This window comes from Streptomyces sp. NPDC002884, assembly GCF_040295245.1.
Classification (GTDB): Bacteria; Actinomycetota; Actinomycetes; order Streptomycetales; family Streptomycetaceae; genus Streptomyces.
This window is the reverse complement of the sequence record NZ_JBEOVB010000001.1, coordinates 430,531-444,884: the sequence shown is the minus strand read 5'-3', so window position 1 is coordinate 444,884 and position 14,354 is coordinate 430,531. Positions and strand designations below refer to the sequence as shown.

Annotated in this window: 14 protein-coding genes; 5 read left to right on the top strand and 9 right to left on the bottom strand. The window is 73.3% G+C overall.

Annotated features, from left to right (window positions below; all coding sequences use genetic code 11):
* Window positions 1–52: 52 nt before the first annotated feature.
* The gene (locus ABT070_RS01965; protein ID WP_351753282.1) at window positions 53–463 is read right to left on the bottom strand and encodes a thiol-disulfide oxidoreductase DCC family protein; all 411 of its coding nucleotides are present in this window, start codon (window positions 461–463) and stop codon (window positions 53–55) included.
* Between the two features lie 111 nt (window positions 464–574).
* Here ABT070_RS01965 and ABT070_RS01960 point away from each other — a divergent pair, with 111 nt between their 5' ends.
* Complete coding sequence (locus ABT070_RS01960) at window positions 575–1,120, top strand: GNAT family N-acetyltransferase (RefSeq protein ID WP_351753280.1); 546 nt, start codon at window positions 575–577, stop codon at window positions 1,118–1,120.
* Here ABT070_RS01960 and ABT070_RS01955 read toward each other — a convergent pair.
* Window positions 1,110–2,015 (bottom strand): ketopantoate reductase family protein, encoded by a 906-nt coding sequence (locus tag ABT070_RS01955; RefSeq protein ID WP_351753278.1) that lies wholly within the window; start codon window positions 2,013–2,015, stop codon window positions 1,110–1,112. The genes ABT070_RS01960 and ABT070_RS01955 overlap by 11 nt on opposite strands.
* 98 nt (window positions 2,016–2,113) lie before the next feature.
* Between ABT070_RS01955 and ABT070_RS01950 the strand changes: the two genes are divergently transcribed.
* A complete protein-coding gene (locus ABT070_RS01950) occupies window positions 2,114–2,350 on the top strand; it encodes a DUF2277 domain-containing protein (protein ID WP_351753275.1) in 237 nt (78 codons plus the stop codon).
* Window positions 2,351–2,368: 18 nt separating this feature from the next.
* Here ABT070_RS01950 and ABT070_RS01945 read toward each other — a convergent pair whose 3' ends face one another.
* The 5 genes from ABT070_RS01945 to ABT070_RS01925 form a co-directional block, all read right to left on the bottom strand.
* Entirely contained in the window at window positions 2,369–2,983 is a 615-nt protein-coding gene (locus ABT070_RS01945) for a DedA family protein (RefSeq protein WP_351753273.1), read from the bottom strand.
* 233 nt (window positions 2,984–3,216) lie between these two features.
* Window positions 3,217–3,672 carry a DoxX family protein gene (locus ABT070_RS01940; RefSeq protein ID WP_351753270.1) on the bottom strand — a complete coding sequence of 152 codons (456 nt, stop codon included), beginning with the start codon at window positions 3,670–3,672 and terminating at the stop codon, window positions 3,217–3,219.
* Window positions 3,673–3,775: 103 nt separating this feature from the next.
* Window positions 3,776–5,893, bottom strand: coding sequence for an FAD/NAD(P)-binding protein (locus ABT070_RS01935; RefSeq protein ID WP_351753267.1), 2,118 nt, complete (start codon window positions 5,891–5,893; stop codon window positions 3,776–3,778).
* 159 nt (window positions 5,894–6,052) lie between these two features.
* Window positions 6,053–7,699, bottom strand: a complete 1,647-nt coding sequence (locus ABT070_RS01930) for an alkaline phosphatase D family protein (protein WP_351753264.1) — start codon at window positions 7,697–7,699, stop codon at window positions 6,053–6,055.
* 78 nt (window positions 7,700–7,777) lie between these two features.
* Window positions 7,778–8,422, bottom strand: coding sequence for an HNH endonuclease family protein (locus tag ABT070_RS01925; protein ID WP_351753262.1), 645 nt, complete (start codon window positions 8,420–8,422; stop codon window positions 7,778–7,780).
* 379 nt (window positions 8,423–8,801) lie between these two features.
* Between ABT070_RS01925 and ABT070_RS01920 the strand changes: the two genes are divergently transcribed.
* Both ABT070_RS01920 and ABT070_RS01915 read left to right on the top strand, forming a co-directional pair.
* Window positions 8,802–9,383: a TMEM165/GDT1 family protein gene (locus ABT070_RS01920; protein ID WP_351753260.1), complete on the top strand. Its 582-nt coding sequence runs from the start codon at window positions 8,802–8,804 to the stop codon at window positions 9,381–9,383.
* A gap of 165 nt (window positions 9,384–9,548) precedes the next feature.
* Complete coding sequence (locus ABT070_RS01915; RefSeq protein ID WP_351753257.1) at window positions 9,549–10,196, top strand: HAD-IA family hydrolase; 648 nt, start codon at window positions 9,549–9,551, stop codon at window positions 10,194–10,196.
* Window positions 10,197–10,462: 266 nt separating this feature from the next.
* Here ABT070_RS01915 and ABT070_RS01910 read toward each other — a convergent pair whose 3' ends face one another.
* Window positions 10,463–11,635 (bottom strand): peptidoglycan-binding domain-containing protein, encoded by a 1,173-nt coding sequence (locus ABT070_RS01910; RefSeq protein ID WP_451099248.1) that lies wholly within the window; start codon window positions 11,633–11,635, stop codon window positions 10,463–10,465.
* Window positions 11,636–11,788: 153 nt separating this feature from the next.
* On the opposite strand from ABT070_RS01910, the gene ABT070_RS01905 reads away from it, so the two are divergent.
* Window positions 11,789–13,834, top strand: a complete 2,046-nt coding sequence (locus tag ABT070_RS01905) for an MDR family MFS transporter (RefSeq protein ID WP_351753252.1) — start codon at window positions 11,789–11,791, stop codon at window positions 13,832–13,834.
* Here ABT070_RS01905 and ABT070_RS01900 read toward each other — a convergent pair.
* Window positions 13,827–14,342, bottom strand: coding sequence for a GNAT family N-acetyltransferase (locus ABT070_RS01900; protein ID WP_351753249.1), 516 nt, complete (start codon window positions 14,340–14,342; stop codon window positions 13,827–13,829). The two genes, ABT070_RS01905 and ABT070_RS01900, sit on opposite strands and share 8 nt — an antisense overlap.
* Window positions 14,343–14,354: the final 12 nt, after the last annotated feature.

Genomic DNA, 14,354 nt, shown 5'->3' with positions numbered 1-14,354 from the left:
ATGTTCGAGCGGATAGGGGCGCAGGTCGGGATGTGGTGACGCGCGAGGAGGCTTACTGGCCGCGGGGCGGGACCGCGCACGCCGCGGTGGCGCCGGGCAGGCGGTGGCGGTTGCGCGACACCCAGCGGTAGACCGGACGGGCGCAGTCCCGGACGCCGGGCAGCCGCAGGACGGCGGAGAGGGCGCGGTACCCGGCGGACGGCGAGGTGCCGAGCCAGCGGGCCAGCGCGTCGGACCCGCCCGCGAGGACCGTGCCGCCGCGCAGCAACAACACCTCCCGGTCCAGGCGTTCGAGATGCGGCGCGGTCGACTCCGCGGGCAGGAACTGCCACGGAACCGCTTCCAGCGTCGGTGCGGCGAGGCCGCGGATGCGGTCGACGGACGTCTGGCAGAAGCCGCAGTCCCCGTCGTAGGCGAGTACCGGGGGCGCGGAGCGGGGGCCGTGCGGAGCGGGGCTGATCACTGGTCTCCCTTCACCCCCACCCTCGGTGGGGGCGCTGACTGGTTCCTCCCCGCAGCGTCGCACGGCGGCGGGCCACCGCCGGTGTCGGACCCCGGTCCTAGGGTGACGGGCATGGACGAACAGACCGTGAGAGTGGAACAGGTGCGGTTGGTGCCCTGGTCGCAGGGCGACTTCTGGCTGCTGCGGCGGACCAACAGCCCCGAGATGACGGAGCATCTGGGCGGGCCGGAGAGCGAGGAGAAGCTCGCCGACCGGCACCGGCGCTATGTCGAGCCGTTCGCCGGGCTCATGTACCGGGTCACGCTCGCGGACACCGGGGAGACCGTCGGCTCGATCGGGTACTGGGAGCGCGACTGGCGGGGCGAGACGGTGTGGGAGACGGGCTGGGGGATCCTGCCCGAGTTCCAGGGCAGAGGGCTCGCCGCGACGGCGGCCCGGGCGCTCGTCGACGTCGTTCGGCAGCGGGCCGGACACGGCGGCCACCCGGCCCTGCACGCGTTCCCCAAGGTGGAGCACGCCGCGTCCAACGGGGTGTGCCGCAAGGCCGGGTTCACCCTGCTGGGGCAGGCCGACTTCGAGTACCCGAAGGGGAATCCGATCAGATCCAACGACTGGTACGTCGACCTGCGCACCGGGCCCGCCGCCGCTAACGGGTAGCGTCCGCCAACTCCCGCACCAGGCGCGCGGCCACCGGCACCGCGACCCCGTGCCGCTCGGCCGCGCGCAGCAACGCCCCGCCGATCGCGTCGAGTTCGAGGGCCCGTCCGGCCTCGGCGTCGCGCTGCATGGAGGACTTCGTGCCGGGGGCGAAGGAGTCGTAGCGGGCGAGTGCCCGGGCCGGGTCGGCGGGGGCGCCGCAGGCGCGGCTGACGGCGGCGGTCTCCTCGACCAGGGCGGTCAGTTCCTCACGGTGCCGGGTGCGGATCTCGCCCAGCGGCAGACCGTGCCGGGTGGTGAGCAGGGCGAAGGGCGCGAGGAAGGCCATCTTCGCCCACAGGACGGCCGTCTCGTCCGGCACGACGCGGACGGTCGGACCGGCCGCCCCCAGCGCCCGCGCGAGCGCGTCCAGGCGAGGGCGCGGCACGGCGTCGCCCGCCAGGTCGATCTCCGCGAAGTCGCTCCCGTGCTCGATCACACCCGGCGCGACCCGGGTCGACTCGACCCGGACGACGGCCGGGGCGACACGGTCGGGACGGTACCGGGCGCGCAGGACCGCCGGGTGCTCGACGCCGTTCAGGAACGGCACGAGGAGGGTGTCCGCGCCGAGTGCCGGGGCCGGGACCCGGGCCAGGGCCGCGTCGAGGGCGGTGTGCTTGACGGTGATCAGCACCGCGTCGACGGGTGCGCGCAGCTCGGTGTCCGCCGCGACCTGGGCCGTGAAGTCGCCGAACGGGGTGCTGCGGACCCGGATGCCGCCGGTGCGCAGGGACGCGGACGTCTCCTCGCCGGCCAGGCAGGTCACCCGGTGGCCGGCGCGGGAGAGCAGGGCCGCGAGCAGGCCGCCCACCCCGCCGGGGCCGAGAACGGCGACGCTGAGTATGTCCTTCGTCATGTGCTGTTGTCCCTCTCGTCGGTCGGCCCCGCGGGTGCGGTGGCCGCCTCGGAGGTGATCATGGCACGAGGGCGGGGTGCCGGGGGAGACTGGGAGACATGTGCCGGAGCATCAAGACGCTGCGTCCCCCCGCCCTGCCCGAGAAGGCGACGGAGGACGATGTGCGCGCCGCAGCCCTTCAGTACGTCCGTAAGGTGTCCGGCTTCCGGGCACCGGCCGAGCACAACCGGGAGGTGTTCGAGCGAGCGGTCGAGGTCATCGCCGCGGCCACGGCGGAGTTGCTGGACGGGCTGGAGGTGCGCGGGGCCCACCGGGGCGAGGCGGCCCGCACCTAGCGCCCGGCCGCCCGGGTCCTACGCCGCCGGCTGCCGTCGCATGACGTACGCCGCACCGGCCCCCGCGCCGAACAGCGCGAGCAGCGACACCCCGGTCGCCAGCCACGTCGTGCCCAGCCAGTGCGCGCCGAAGTAGCCGAGGGCGGCGCTGTAGCCCGCCCAGGAGAGGCCGGCGAGGGCGGACCAGGGGAGGAACTCGCGGGGGCGCCGATGGGCGGCGCCCGCGATGAGGGAGACGACGGAACGGCCGGCGGGGGCGAAGCGGGCCAGCACCACCAGGGCGCCGCCGCCCCGGGCCAGCGCCTCGCCGAGACGTTCCTGCGCGGTGGTCAGCCGACGCGAGCGGGAGATCGCCCGGTCCAGGCGTTCACCGCCGCGCCAGGCCAGCCGGTAGGCCACCAGGTCGCCCAGCACCGAGGCGGTCGTCGCGGAGAGGATCAGGACCATGATGTCCGGTACGTCGTGCGGGACCTGGCCGGTCGCCGCGCCCGAGCCCGCCGCAGCGGCCGTGGCCGCCGTGATGACGAGCACTCCGCTGGGCAGTACCGGCAGGAACACGTCGAGGAGGACCGACAGGCCCACCACCGCGTAGATCCATGGGCTGCCGAGCAAAGCCCCCACACTTTCGAACACCACTGACTCCCCGTGTCTCCCCCGTGACGGCCGACCGTGCCGCTGTGTCGCGGGGGAGCGGCAGGTGCGGCCAATGCCAGCCATACAGCGTACGCCTGGGGTGTGACAGGGGATTCACGGGGGGCTCGTGTGTTCGGCACGAGACGTTCACCCGGGGCGCGCGTGCTGATCCGCGGTCACCCGGGCGTCGGAAGGCCCGGGTGACCGCGGATCACGGTGCCGTCAGCACGAGGTCAGGCGGAAACCGTGGCCTTCCGTGCCGCGGGCTCCCGTTCGGTGGCCGGGCGGCCGGCGAACAGGCGGTCCAGGCCGAGGGCGCCGGAACCGGTGAACACCAGCAGCAGGAAGGCCCAGCAGAACATCGCGGAGGCCTCGCCGCCGTTCTGGACCGGCCACAGGGCGCTCGGCTGGTGCACGTCGAAGTAGGCGTACGCCATGGAGCCCGAGGCCAGGAACGCGGCGGCCCGGGTGCCGAGGCCGAGCAGCACCAGGCTGCCGCAGACCAGCTGGATGACGGCCGCGTACCAGCCGGGCCAGGCTCCGGCGTCGAGCGTGCCGCCGTCGGTGCCCGCGGCACCGCCGAGGACGCCGAAGAGCGAGGCCGCGCCGTGGCAGGCGAAGAGCAGGCCTACGACGATGCGGAAGAGGCCGACCGCGTACGGCTGTGCGGTGTTGAGGCGAGCGGACATGGTGGGGGGTGCTCCTTCGGTGTCGGTCGGGCCGGTCCCGGATGGGGGAAGGACCGGTCGGTGGGGGCGGCGGTACCGAATGAGCGACACACGTTAGGCGTACCTAATCGATGCTTGCAAGTTCAACTTTTAGCCACGGCCCGGGTTCCGCGGGGGGCCCTGTGCGGGGTTCCGCTCGGGGTTCCGTTTGTGGTTCCGGCCGAGGTCCCGCCAGGGGTCCGGCCTCGCGGGCCGCCGTGCGCAGAGCGGCTCTCGCCACCGCGTCGGCATCCGAAAGTGTGACCGAATCCACCCCCGGGCGGGCGCCCGCCGCGGTGACCCAGTGCACCCCTTCCGTGGGCACTCCGAAGGCCAACCGCCTTGTGTGCGGCCGACCTTGACGGTCGATCAGGTGGTAGGGGCGCGGGGTCACGTCCAGGCCCCCGGTCACATAGCCGTCCACCGTGTGGGGACGGCACTGCCCGGTCTTCATCAGCCGCGCCAGCAGATCGTCGGCGGTGCTTCGCAGATCCGGTTCCGGAAGCCGCGCCTCGACGATCGTCGTCACCCGGACGGCCGACCCCGGCACCTCCGGCGCGTGCGCCCGCCAGGCCCCGTCCTCCTCCCGCACCTCCAGCCGGGGCCCGAGCACCTCCACCACCCCCGCCTCCACCAGGGCGGCCAGTTCCTCCACGCGGCGGCGCGGCGGGCCGATGGACAGGAAGGCGTTGAGCGGGGTGTACCAGCGGTCCAGGTGGTCCCGGCGGGAGGCGCCGGCCAGACCGGCGTGGTCGACGATCAGCCGCAGCTCGTTGCGCAGGTCGCGCAGGACGTCCAGGGCCGCCTTCGCGGGGCCGTCCACATTGCCCCGGGCGGCGTCCTCCGCGTCCCGGCGCAGATACCCGAGCAGCCAGTCCCGCCACTGCCCCGGATGCGCGAACCGCCGTCCCGTGTACGGCCGGGAGATCCGGTCCCAGTTCCAGCGGTCGGCCCGCGGTACCCCGAAACCGTCGAGTACCGCGGCCTCCTGGGCGTCGCGGTGCGGGACGGCCGAGAACTCCCGCACGAAGCGCTCCGCGCGGCTTTCCGCGCGGCTTTCCGCGCCGCTTTCCGGGCGGCTCTCCGCGGGGCCGGGCCGCGCCGGCTCCCGCAGCAGGGCCGCGTAGTAGACCGTCTCCACTTCCTTGGCCACCAACGGCCATATCTCGGCCAGGAAGTCAGGCGCCTCGCCGCAGTCCGCGCGTTCGCGGAAACCGGCGATCACCTGCGGGGTCAGCACGAGCGGACGGTGACGGCCGTACGGTCCCTTGGCGTTGTCGCCGCGCGCCTGGTACGGGATGCCGCGCCGGGAGCCGGCGTACAGGCGCGGCTCGTGACCGGAGGGCAGATAGCGCAGAGCCGTCCGCCCGGCGCCGGCCCGGGCGCCGGAATGAGCGCCGGAATGAGCGCCGGTATGAGTGGGGGCGGGGGCGGGGACGAAGCGGCCGCCGCGGCCGCTGGTCAGCAGGGCCAGGTGGTCGAAGAAGTTCAGGCCCAGACCGCGCAGCAGCACCGGTTCGCCGGGGGCGAGGGCGGCGAGGTCGACGTCGGCGGGGTTGGCGGGCGGGACGTGCCGCAGGCCGTGCCGTCGCGCGTAGGCGGTGTGGTGTCGCTGGGCGGAGTCGGCGACCACCGGCAGATGCCCCTGGGCGAGGACGACGGCGGACAGGCCGAACAGGATCCGGCCGTCGTCCAGGGTGAGGACCTGGCGGCCGTCGGCGGCGTCGTCGAGCCGTACCGCGCGGGCCGCGTGCGTCTCGACGCGCACCGACGGCGGGGCCCGGCGCACGGTCCGGGCGAACACCCACTCCAGGTAGCGGCCGTAGTGCGCGCGGGTCGGGTACTCGTCGGGGCCCAGCTCGCCGGCCGCCCACGCGTGCAGACTCGGGCCCGGGCGGACCGGGCCCGCGCAGTCCACGCTGTCGTCGGTGAACAGGGTCACCTGCGAGGCCACCGTGTTCATCAGCAGCTCCCGCGACTGCGCGGTGCGCCATACGCGACCCGGTCCGGGCGGTGCGGGATCGACGACGTGGACCGTCAGCCGCGTCCCGGGCGGAAGGAGGCCGGGCGCGGAGGCGCAGAGGCGTTCCAGGACGCTGGTGCCGCGCGGTCCGGCGCCGACGAGGGCGACGGAGACGGTGACCGGCGGTGTCGCGTTCGCGTCCGGCGCGGGCTCGCCGACGCCGGCTCGGTCTGCGTTCACTGAGGGGGGCAAGAGGGTGACTCCCGGGCGTGTGGGGCGCGATGGAGCAGACCCGTCCGCCGGACCGCGGTGGAAGCGGACGGTCCGCCTCATCATGCCGTCGGCCGTCACGGAAGCCAACGCGGGCCCCGGGCGCCCCGGTTGTCCGGCCGTCCCGCCTCAGGGGGTCAGGTCGGACTCCCGCACCGTCCTCAACGACCCGTCGGCCTGCGCCTGCTCCAGCCGCAGCCGGGCCGAACGCCCGCGCAGGGTCAGGAACATGAGCTGGTTGCCGAACCACGGCCCGCCCTTCTTGCGCCAGCCGACCGGCGGCCGGGCACAGCGGCCGTGGCGACGCAGCCGGCGGCCGAGCGCCCGGGCCACGGCGCTCCAGCCGAAGCGGAAGCCCACCCGGATCGACAGGGGGACCGAGTTGTGCACGGGGGAACAGGTGAGCTGGAGCACCCGCGCGTCCGGGCCGTCGCCCTCGTGCCAGTACGGCTCGGCCACGTACGCGTGGTGCACGTCCCCGGAGAGCACGAGCACGCTCGCCGGGGCCTCCGTCCCCGTTCCCGTCTCGGCGATCAGTTCCGCCAGCGCGGCGAAGGACTGCGGGAAGGCCGCCCAGTGCTCCAGATCCGCCCCCCGCCGCACCTTCTCCCCGATTCGGGCCCAGCGCGCCCCGCGCTCGCCCCGGCTCAGCGCCGCGTCCCACTCCTCGGCGTCGTGCACCAGATGCGGGAGCAGCCAGGGCAGCGAGGTGCCGATGAGGAGGTGGTCGTAGGAGCCGGGGCCGTCGAGGGTCTGTTCGCGCAGCCAGGTCCACTCTCCCGGGTGGAGCATCGAGCGCCCGTCCTCGTCGAGGACCCGCGCCGCCCTGCTGTCGACCATCAGCAGCCGCACGCGCCCGAAGTCGCGCCGGTAGCTCCACCGCACGGACGCCGGGTCCGCGTCGGCGCGGCAGGCGAAGGCGCGCAGCGCGTCGGTGGCGTCGGGGGCCTCGCGGACGGCGGCGTAGAGCGGGTCGGCGGCCAGCTCGGCCGGGGAGAGGTTCCCGAGGTGCTGGTGCACCCAGTACGACATCAGGCCGCTCAGCAGCCGCTCGCGCCACCAGGGGGTGGCCCGCATGTCGGCCAGCCAGGAGGCGGAGGTGTTCCAGTCGTCGATGACGTCATGGTCGTCGAAGACCATGCAGCTGGGCACGGTGGACAGCAGCCAGCGCACCTCGGGGTCGAGCCAGGACTCGTAGTAGAGCCAGGTGTACTCCTCGAAGTCCGCGACCTCGGCGCCGGGTGCGTCGGTGAGTCCGCGGCGGGCCGCGATCCGCTCCCGGGTCGCGTCGGAGACCTCGTCGGCGTAGACCTGGTCGCCGAGGAGCAGGAGTACGTCGGGCCGTTCGGCCGCCGGATCGGCGGCGAGACGCGCGGCCAGGCTGTCCAGGGCGTCGGGGCCCACGGGGTCGTGCCCGCCGGCCGGGGGCGCCGCCCACCGGCAGGAGCCGAACGCCACCCGGACCCCGCCACCGCCACCGTCGGCTTCGGTTGCGGCGGGGGTGCGGATCTCCGACGGCGGGAAGCGGGAGTCGGGCAGCGGCCACACGCGGCCGCCGTCGAGGAACACCTCGTACGCCGTGGCCGTGCCCGCCGTCAGGCCCGTCACCTGGACGAGGGCGTAGTGGTGGCCCGCCACCTGGAAGGTGTGGGCGGTGCCGGCCGCGCCGTCCGCGCACCGCACCTCGGCGGCGCACGGGCGGCTCGCCTCGACCCATACGGTCGCCGTAGAGCCGTCGGCGTATCTCAGTAGTGGTCCCAGCCGCAGTTCGGCCACGCGATCGCCCTCCTCCGTCGCCCCGTACGGTACGGAACGACGGAGGGGAGTGGGGAGATCCGTGCGGTCACGAGTCGATCAGCAGCTCGCGAGGTAGCTGGTGAGCGCGCTCTTCTCGGCGGAGTCCACCGAGAGGCCGTAGTAGTACTTCACCTGGACCCAGGCCCGGACGTAGGTGCAGCGGTACGAGGTGACCGACGGCATCCACTCGGCGGGGTCCTGATCGCTCTTGGACTGGTTCACGTTGTCCGTGACGGCGATGAGCTGCGGGCGGGTCAGGTCGTTGGCGAAGGCCTGACGCTGGGCGGTGGTCCAGTTGCGGGCGCCGGAGTCCCAGGCCTCGGCGAGCGGGACCATGTGATCGATGTCGACGTCGGCGGCGGCGGTCCAGGTGGCGCCGTCGTAGGGGGAGTACCAGCTGCCGCTGGTGGCGGCGCAGGCGGAGCTGGTGACGACGTTCGTGCCGTCCCGCTTGAGGACCGTCTCCCGGGTGTTGCAGGTGCCGGAGATGGTGATCCAGTGCGGGAAGAGGTCGCGGCTGTAGCCGGTGCGGACCTCGGTCGCCACGGTGAGCGAGGCGAGGTAGGTGCGGGCGGTGGCGGCGCTCACCGGGGTGGGGAGAGCGGCGGAGGCGGTCGGGGAGTTGAGCAGCCCGACCGAGGCTATGAGGCCGGTGAGGGCGGCGAGTATGCTCAGCCGTCCACGCGCGTAGAACTTCGACATGCGAACTCCATGGGGGAGGCGGGGTGTTGGAGCGCGAGCGAGGGAATGCTCGCGGCCGCACATTGCGGGGAGATGTGCGTCCGGTTAGAAGCTAGTGACACGTACATGACACGACAAGGTTTATGGCAGAACGATCTCGTACAATGGGGAACGCAGAAGGGGAGTAGCTCTTCGCCGGACCGTCGACATACTGCTCAGCTCGTCTGAGCCGGCGCCCGGAGGCAGGCCCGTCACCGGGGTCGGCCAGCGAGACCTTCGGCAAGCAGTGCACATCCGTGCCTCATGGCGCGGATGACATGTGTGCTGCCGTGCCGAGGTGTCTTTTTCTCCTGAAGTGTCAGGACTCTCGGCGGGGCGGCCCCCGACCGATTGAGGAACCTTGATCAGCATCACCGTGACGGCGCTCGTCTTCGGCGTCGTCTTCCTGGCCGAGCTGCCGGACAAGACCGCGCTCGCCGGCCTCGTCCTCGGCACCCGCTACCGCGCCTCGTACGTCTTCGCCGGGGTCGCCGCCGCCTTCACGCTGCACGTCGTGCTGGCCGTCGCGGCGGGCAGCGTGCTGACCCTGCTCCCGCAGCAGCTCGTGCACGCGCTGACCGGCGTCCTGTTCCTGGGCGGCGCGGCGGTGCTGCTGCTGAAGAAGGACGAGGGCGAGGAGGAGGTCCGGCGGCCGGAGGACCAGTCCTTCTGGAAGGTCGCGGGCGCGGGCTTCATGCTGATCCTCGTCGCCGAGTTCGGCGATCTCACCCAGATCATGACGGCGAACCTCGCCGCCCGCTACGACGATCCGCTCTCCGTCGGGCTGGGTGCGGTGCTGGCGCTGTGGGCGGTGGCCGGACTCGGCATCGTCGGCGGAAAGGCGCTGATGAAGCGGGTGCCGCTGAAGCTGATCACGCAGATTGCGGCGCTGCTGATGCTGGCCCTCGGGGTGTGGAGCCTGTGGGAGGCGATCGCCGGCTGACGGCCGGGGCCGAGCTGAACGGCGGGTGAACGCTCACCGGCACCTCGGGGCCGGGGTGGCGGTGGACCCCGATTGTTTTGTACCGTAGAGAAACAAAGTGGCTCCCGTCCGTTTTCCCTGACCGGCGGGCGGGGCCGCCTTGTCTCTTCCTACCTGGAGCTGCTGATGCCGGTCCTGACCGCCCGCGCCCTCCTGCTCGACATGGACGGCACCCTCGTGAACTCCGACGCCGTCGTGGAGCGCGTCTGGCGGCGCTGGGCAGACGCGCACGGGCTCGACGGCGACGAGGTCATGAAGGTCGTCCACGGCCGGCAGGGGTACGCCTCGATGGCCGTACTGCTGCCCGGTCGGCCGATGCACCTGAACCACGCGGACAACACGCGGATGCTGGCGGAGGAGACCGCCGACATGGACGGCGTCGTACCGGTGCCCGGCGCGCCGGAGTTCCTCGCCTCCCTGACGGGCGTCCCGCACGCGCTGGTCACCTCGGCGGACGTCCCGCTGTCGACGGCCCGGATGGCCGCGGCCCGACTGGCGCTCCCGGACGTGCGCGTCACCGCGGAGTCGGTGGGCGCGAGCAAGCCGGACCCCGAGGGCTTCCTGAAGGGCGCGGCCGAGCTGGGGATCGCCCCGGCCGACTGCGTGGTGTTCGAGGACTCCGGGGCGGGCATCGCGGCCGGCCGGGCCGCCGGGATGCGGGTCGTGGGAGTGGGGCCGCGAGCGGCCGCGCACGGACCCGACGTGCTGGTCCGCGACCTGCGGCAGGTGCGGGTGGAATCGGACGAGTCCGGGGTGCGGATCCACTGCGCGTGAGGCGCGGCGGGGTCCGTGACTCCGGTTCCGGGCTCCGGGTGCGGATCCACTTGGCGTGAGGTGTGGGGCGCGCGGCGTGAGGCGGGGTCGGTGGTTCCGGTTCCGGTTCCGGTTCCGATTCCGGGTTCTGGTGTGCGGATCCACTGCGCGTGGGGCGCGCGGGGGCACTGGCTCCGAGGCCCAGGGGCCCAGGGGTTCCGGGGTTCTGGGGCTCCGGGGTGCGGAGCAATGTCGTGTGCCGCGCGGGGCCTGTGGTTCCGCGGGGGCTACGGTTCCGTCGTCTCCGCTTCCAGGCGGGTCCGGGTCAGCGCTCCGTAGACGCCCATGCCGTCCTCCGTCGTGCCCCGGGACCACTGGTAGTTGCGCAGGGCGTCCTCGACCTCGCCGGTGAACGTGCCGTCGGCCTCGCCGTTGTAGAGGAACAGCTGGCGCAGCCGCAGCTGGAGTTCGGTCACCTCGGCGCCCTTGTCGCCGCGCCGCAGGACGACCGCCTCGGTGGGGTCGTCCTCGTTGTCGGCCCCGTTCCCGGGCGCCAGGGAGCCGGTCGCGCGGGCGGTCGGCGTGGCCTGCCCGGCCTCGGCCGACGGGGACGCCGAGGGCGAGGCGCTCGACTCCGACGCGGAGGGCGACGGACTCTCGCTCTCGGAAGGCGACGGCGAGGCCTCGGAGGCCGAAGGGGACGCGGAGCGACTCGGCGACGCCGATGCCGAGGCGGCGCTGGTCGAGGCGTCCGGCACGGCCGCCCGCACGTCCTCGGGAGTGGCCCCGTCCCGTGTCGGCTTCTCGTAGGTGAACAGTCCTGAGGCGAACCCGGCCGCCGCCACGACGGCCACGACGGCCGCGGTCGTCGCGATCAGCAGCGTGCGACGACGGCGCGGGCGGTGCGGTTCCTCGTCGTCGGGGTGCGCGGCGCCGACGTCCGCCGCCTCGAACAGGCTCAGATCGGTCGTGCTGGGCTCGGAGGCGGACGACGCCAGAGGAGTGGGCAGCGCCGCCGTCATGTCCGGCGCCGGGCCCGCCGGGCCGGCGGGGTGCACGGTGCGCAGCGGCATCGTCGCGTCGGCCGGAACGCCCGCTGCGGTCGGCACGGTCGGCAGTGGCATGGTCACGTCGGCCGCGCCGACGGGGCCCCTCGCCCCGCCCCCGGGAACGCCCCCGAACGTGCCCCCGGCCTCGTCCCCGGACGTGCCCGCGGGCTCGCTTCCGGCCTCGGTGCCCAACTCGACGTAGGGCCGTATGCGCAACGGATCGAAGTCCTCCGCGGCGGCCGCCTCCGTCGTGCGCGTGTCGCGCTGGGCATCGGAGGCGCGCCGGGCGCAGGCGCAGGACGGGGTGTTGTCGATCGCCCGGAGCGCTCCGCACTCCGGGCACGGCAGCCCTTGCCGCCCCGAGCGCCCCTGGTGCCCCGTCGGATCGATCACGTGTTCGTCCCTCCCCATTCAAACTCCAGAGATTATGCAGATCCTCCACACGTCCCGCAGCCCGCGACCCCCGGAATGTCGTATTCCGTCAGGGCGCAAGAGGACTCGAGAGGCCATAACGGGTCACACCGATCACGATGGAGGGGGTCACCAGAGCCTCGGGAGGCATCCATGGTCTTGGACGCGCACAGCAGGGCGGCGGATCCGCGCGAGGAACACGTGTCCGGAAACGTGCTCGTCTCCATCGGCGCCCTCCTGCTCGGCATGCTGCTCGCCGCCCTGGACCAGACGATCGTGTCGACCGCCCTCCCCACCATCGTCAGCGAGCTCGGTGGTATGGAGCACCTGTCGTGGGTGGTCACCGCGTATCTGCTGGCGTCGACGGCCGCGACCCCGCTGTGGGGCAAACTCGGTGACCAGTACGGGCGCAAGAGGCTGTTCCAGATCGCGATCGTCATCTTCCTGATCGGTTCGGCGCTGTGCGGAATGGCGCAAAACATGCCGCAGCTGATCGCCTTCCGCGGGCTCCAGGGCCTGGGCGGCGGCGGCCTGATGGTGCTGTCGATGGCGATCGTCGGCGACCTCGTCCCGCCGCGCGACCGCGGCCGCTACCAAGGCCTGTTCGGCGCGGTGTTCGGCGCCACGAGCGTCCTCGGCCCGCTGCTGGGCGGCCTGTTCACCGAGCATCTGAGCTGGCGCTGGGTGTTCTACGTCAACCTGCCCGTCGGAGTCGTCGCCCTCGCCGTCATCGCGGCCGTCCTGCACATCCCGCGGAAGTCGACGAAGCACGTCATCGACTACCTCGGCACCTTCCTCATCGCCGCGGTCGCCACCTGCCTGGTCCTGGTGGCGTCGCTCGGCGGCACCACCTGGGACTGGGCCTCGCCGCAGATCGTCGGCCTGGCGGTGCTGGGCGTGCTCCTGACCGTGGCGTTCGTGGCCGCGGAACGGCGGGCGGCCGAACCGGTGCTCCCCCTGAAACTGTTCCGCATCCGCACCTTCACCCTGTCCGCGGTGATCAGCTTCATCGTCGGGTTCGCGATGTTCGGCGCGATGACCTACCTGCCGACCTTCCTCCAGGTGGTGCAGGGCGTCTCGCCGACCCTGTCCGGCGTGCACATGCTGCCGATGGTGGCGGGCCTGCTGCTGGCGTCCACCGTCTCCGGGCAGATCGTCAGCCGCACCGGCCGCTGGAAGGTGTTCCCGGTCGCCGGAACCGGCGTCACCACGCTCGGCCTGCTCCTCCTGCACCGGCTCGACGAGCACAGCTCCACGGGCGCGATGAGCGCCTGCTTCTTCGTGTTCGGTCTCGGCCTCGGCCTGGTCATGCAGGTCCTGGTGCTGATCGTGCAGAACGCCGTCGCGTACGAGGACCTCGGCGTCGCCACCTCCGGCGCGACCTTCTTCCGCTCGATCGGCGCCTCCTTCGGCGTCGCGATCTTCGGTACGGTCTTCTCCGGCCGCCTCGGCGACAAGCTCACGGACGCCTTCCGGGGCGTGCAACTCCCGTCCGGGGTCTCGGTGGACGGACTCGAGTCCGACCCGCGCGGCATCGCCGAGCTGCCGTCGGCCCTGCGGCCGCAGGCCCTGGACGCGTACGCGTCCGCGATCACCGACGTCTTCCTGTACGCCGCCCCCGTCGCCCTCGTCGGCTTCGTCCTGGCCTGGTTCCTCAAGGAGGACCCGTTGCGCGGCTCGGTCACGGCGCCCGATGTGACGGAGACCCTCGCCAGCAACCCGGTGGAACGGTCCTCGTACGACGAGGTGTGCCGTGCGCTGTCCGTCCTCGGCACCCGCGAGGGCCGCCGTGAGATCTACCGGAAGATCACCGCACGGGCCGGCCAGGACCTCCTTCCGGCGTCGAGCTGGCTGCTGCTGCGGATCAAACGCCACGGCAGCGTCGAGCCGGCGATGCTGGCCGAGCGCACGACCGTCCCGCTGCCGGCGATCATCGAGGCCGTCCGTCAGGTCGAGGGGGGCGGGCTCGCCGTGCGCGAGGGCCTCGACATGGTGCTGACCGACGAGGGCCGCGCGGTCGCCGACCGGCTCGCCGAGGTCCGCGAGGAGTCCCTTGCCGAGCTGCTCGGCGACTGGTGGGGCCCGGACCGGCCCACCGACCTGGTCCAGCTCGTCAGGGAGCTGAACAGCGAGCTGTGCGGCTCGGACCGGGAACAGCCGTACGGCGGGCGGGTGGTGCCCGACCACCGGCTCACCTGACGTCCCGGCCGAGCGACTTGCCGAACCAGTGGTCGGCGTACGGGTCCTCGTTGTGCGGCTCGGTCTCCGCGTAGCCCAGCCGGGCGTACAGGGCACGGGCCTCGACGAGGTCGCCGCGGGTGTCGAGGATCATCCGGGTGGCGCCGAGCGCGCGGGCGGCGTCCTCGGCGCCCCGGACGAGGAGCGCCGCGCCGCCCCGGCCGCGCAGCTCCGCCCGCACGAACACCCGGGTGAGCTCGGCGGTTCCGGCGCCCCGCAGCCGTACCCCCGCGGTGCCGGCCGGCTCACCGCCGTACCGTCCCACGAGCAACCGCCCGTCGGGCGGGGCGAGTTCGGCGCCGGGGTGGGCGGCGATCTCCCGCTCCAGCTCGACCGGGTCGGTCGTGCGCCCCTCGTGCAGCAGGTAGTAGCGGTCGCTGACCTCGGTGTAGTACGCCCGCCAGAGGGCGCTGGCGGCCGGGGCGTCGAAGGGTTCGGGAGTGATGGTCCAGGTCGGCGACGTCGTCATGGGGACATTCTC

What these genes read in the sequence shown, in the direction of transcription:
- ABT070_RS01905 (WP_351753252.1), top strand. Translation starts at nt 11,789, where the DNA reads ATGGTCTTGGACGCGCACAGCAGGGCGGCGGATCCGCGCGAGGAACAC.
- ABT070_RS01960 (WP_351753280.1), top strand. Translation starts at nt 575, where the DNA reads ATGGACGAACAGACCGTGAGAGTGGAACAGGTGCGGTTGGTGCCCTGG.
- ABT070_RS01940 (WP_351753270.1), bottom strand. Translation starts at nt 3,672, where the DNA reads ATGTCCGCTCGCCTCAACACCGCACAGCCGTACGCGGTCGGCCTCTTC.
- ABT070_RS01910 (WP_451099248.1), bottom strand. Translation starts at nt 11,635, where the DNA reads ATGGGGAGGGACGAACACGTGATCGATCCGACGGGGCACCAGGGGCGC.
- ABT070_RS01955 (WP_351753278.1), bottom strand. Translation starts at nt 2,015, where the DNA reads ATGACGAAGGACATACTCAGCGTCGCCGTTCTCGGCCCCGGCGGGGTG.
- ABT070_RS01925 (WP_351753262.1), bottom strand. Translation starts at nt 8,422, where the DNA reads ATGTCGAAGTTCTACGCGCGTGGACGGCTGAGCATACTCGCCGCCCTC.
- ABT070_RS01900 (WP_351753249.1), bottom strand. Translation starts at nt 14,342, where the DNA reads ATGACGACGTCGCCGACCTGGACCATCACTCCCGAACCCTTCGACGCC.
- ABT070_RS01915 (WP_351753257.1), top strand. Translation starts at nt 9,549, where the DNA reads ATGCCGGTCCTGACCGCCCGCGCCCTCCTGCTCGACATGGACGGCACC.
- ABT070_RS01950 (WP_351753275.1), top strand. Translation starts at nt 2,114, where the DNA reads ATGTGCCGGAGCATCAAGACGCTGCGTCCCCCCGCCCTGCCCGAGAAG.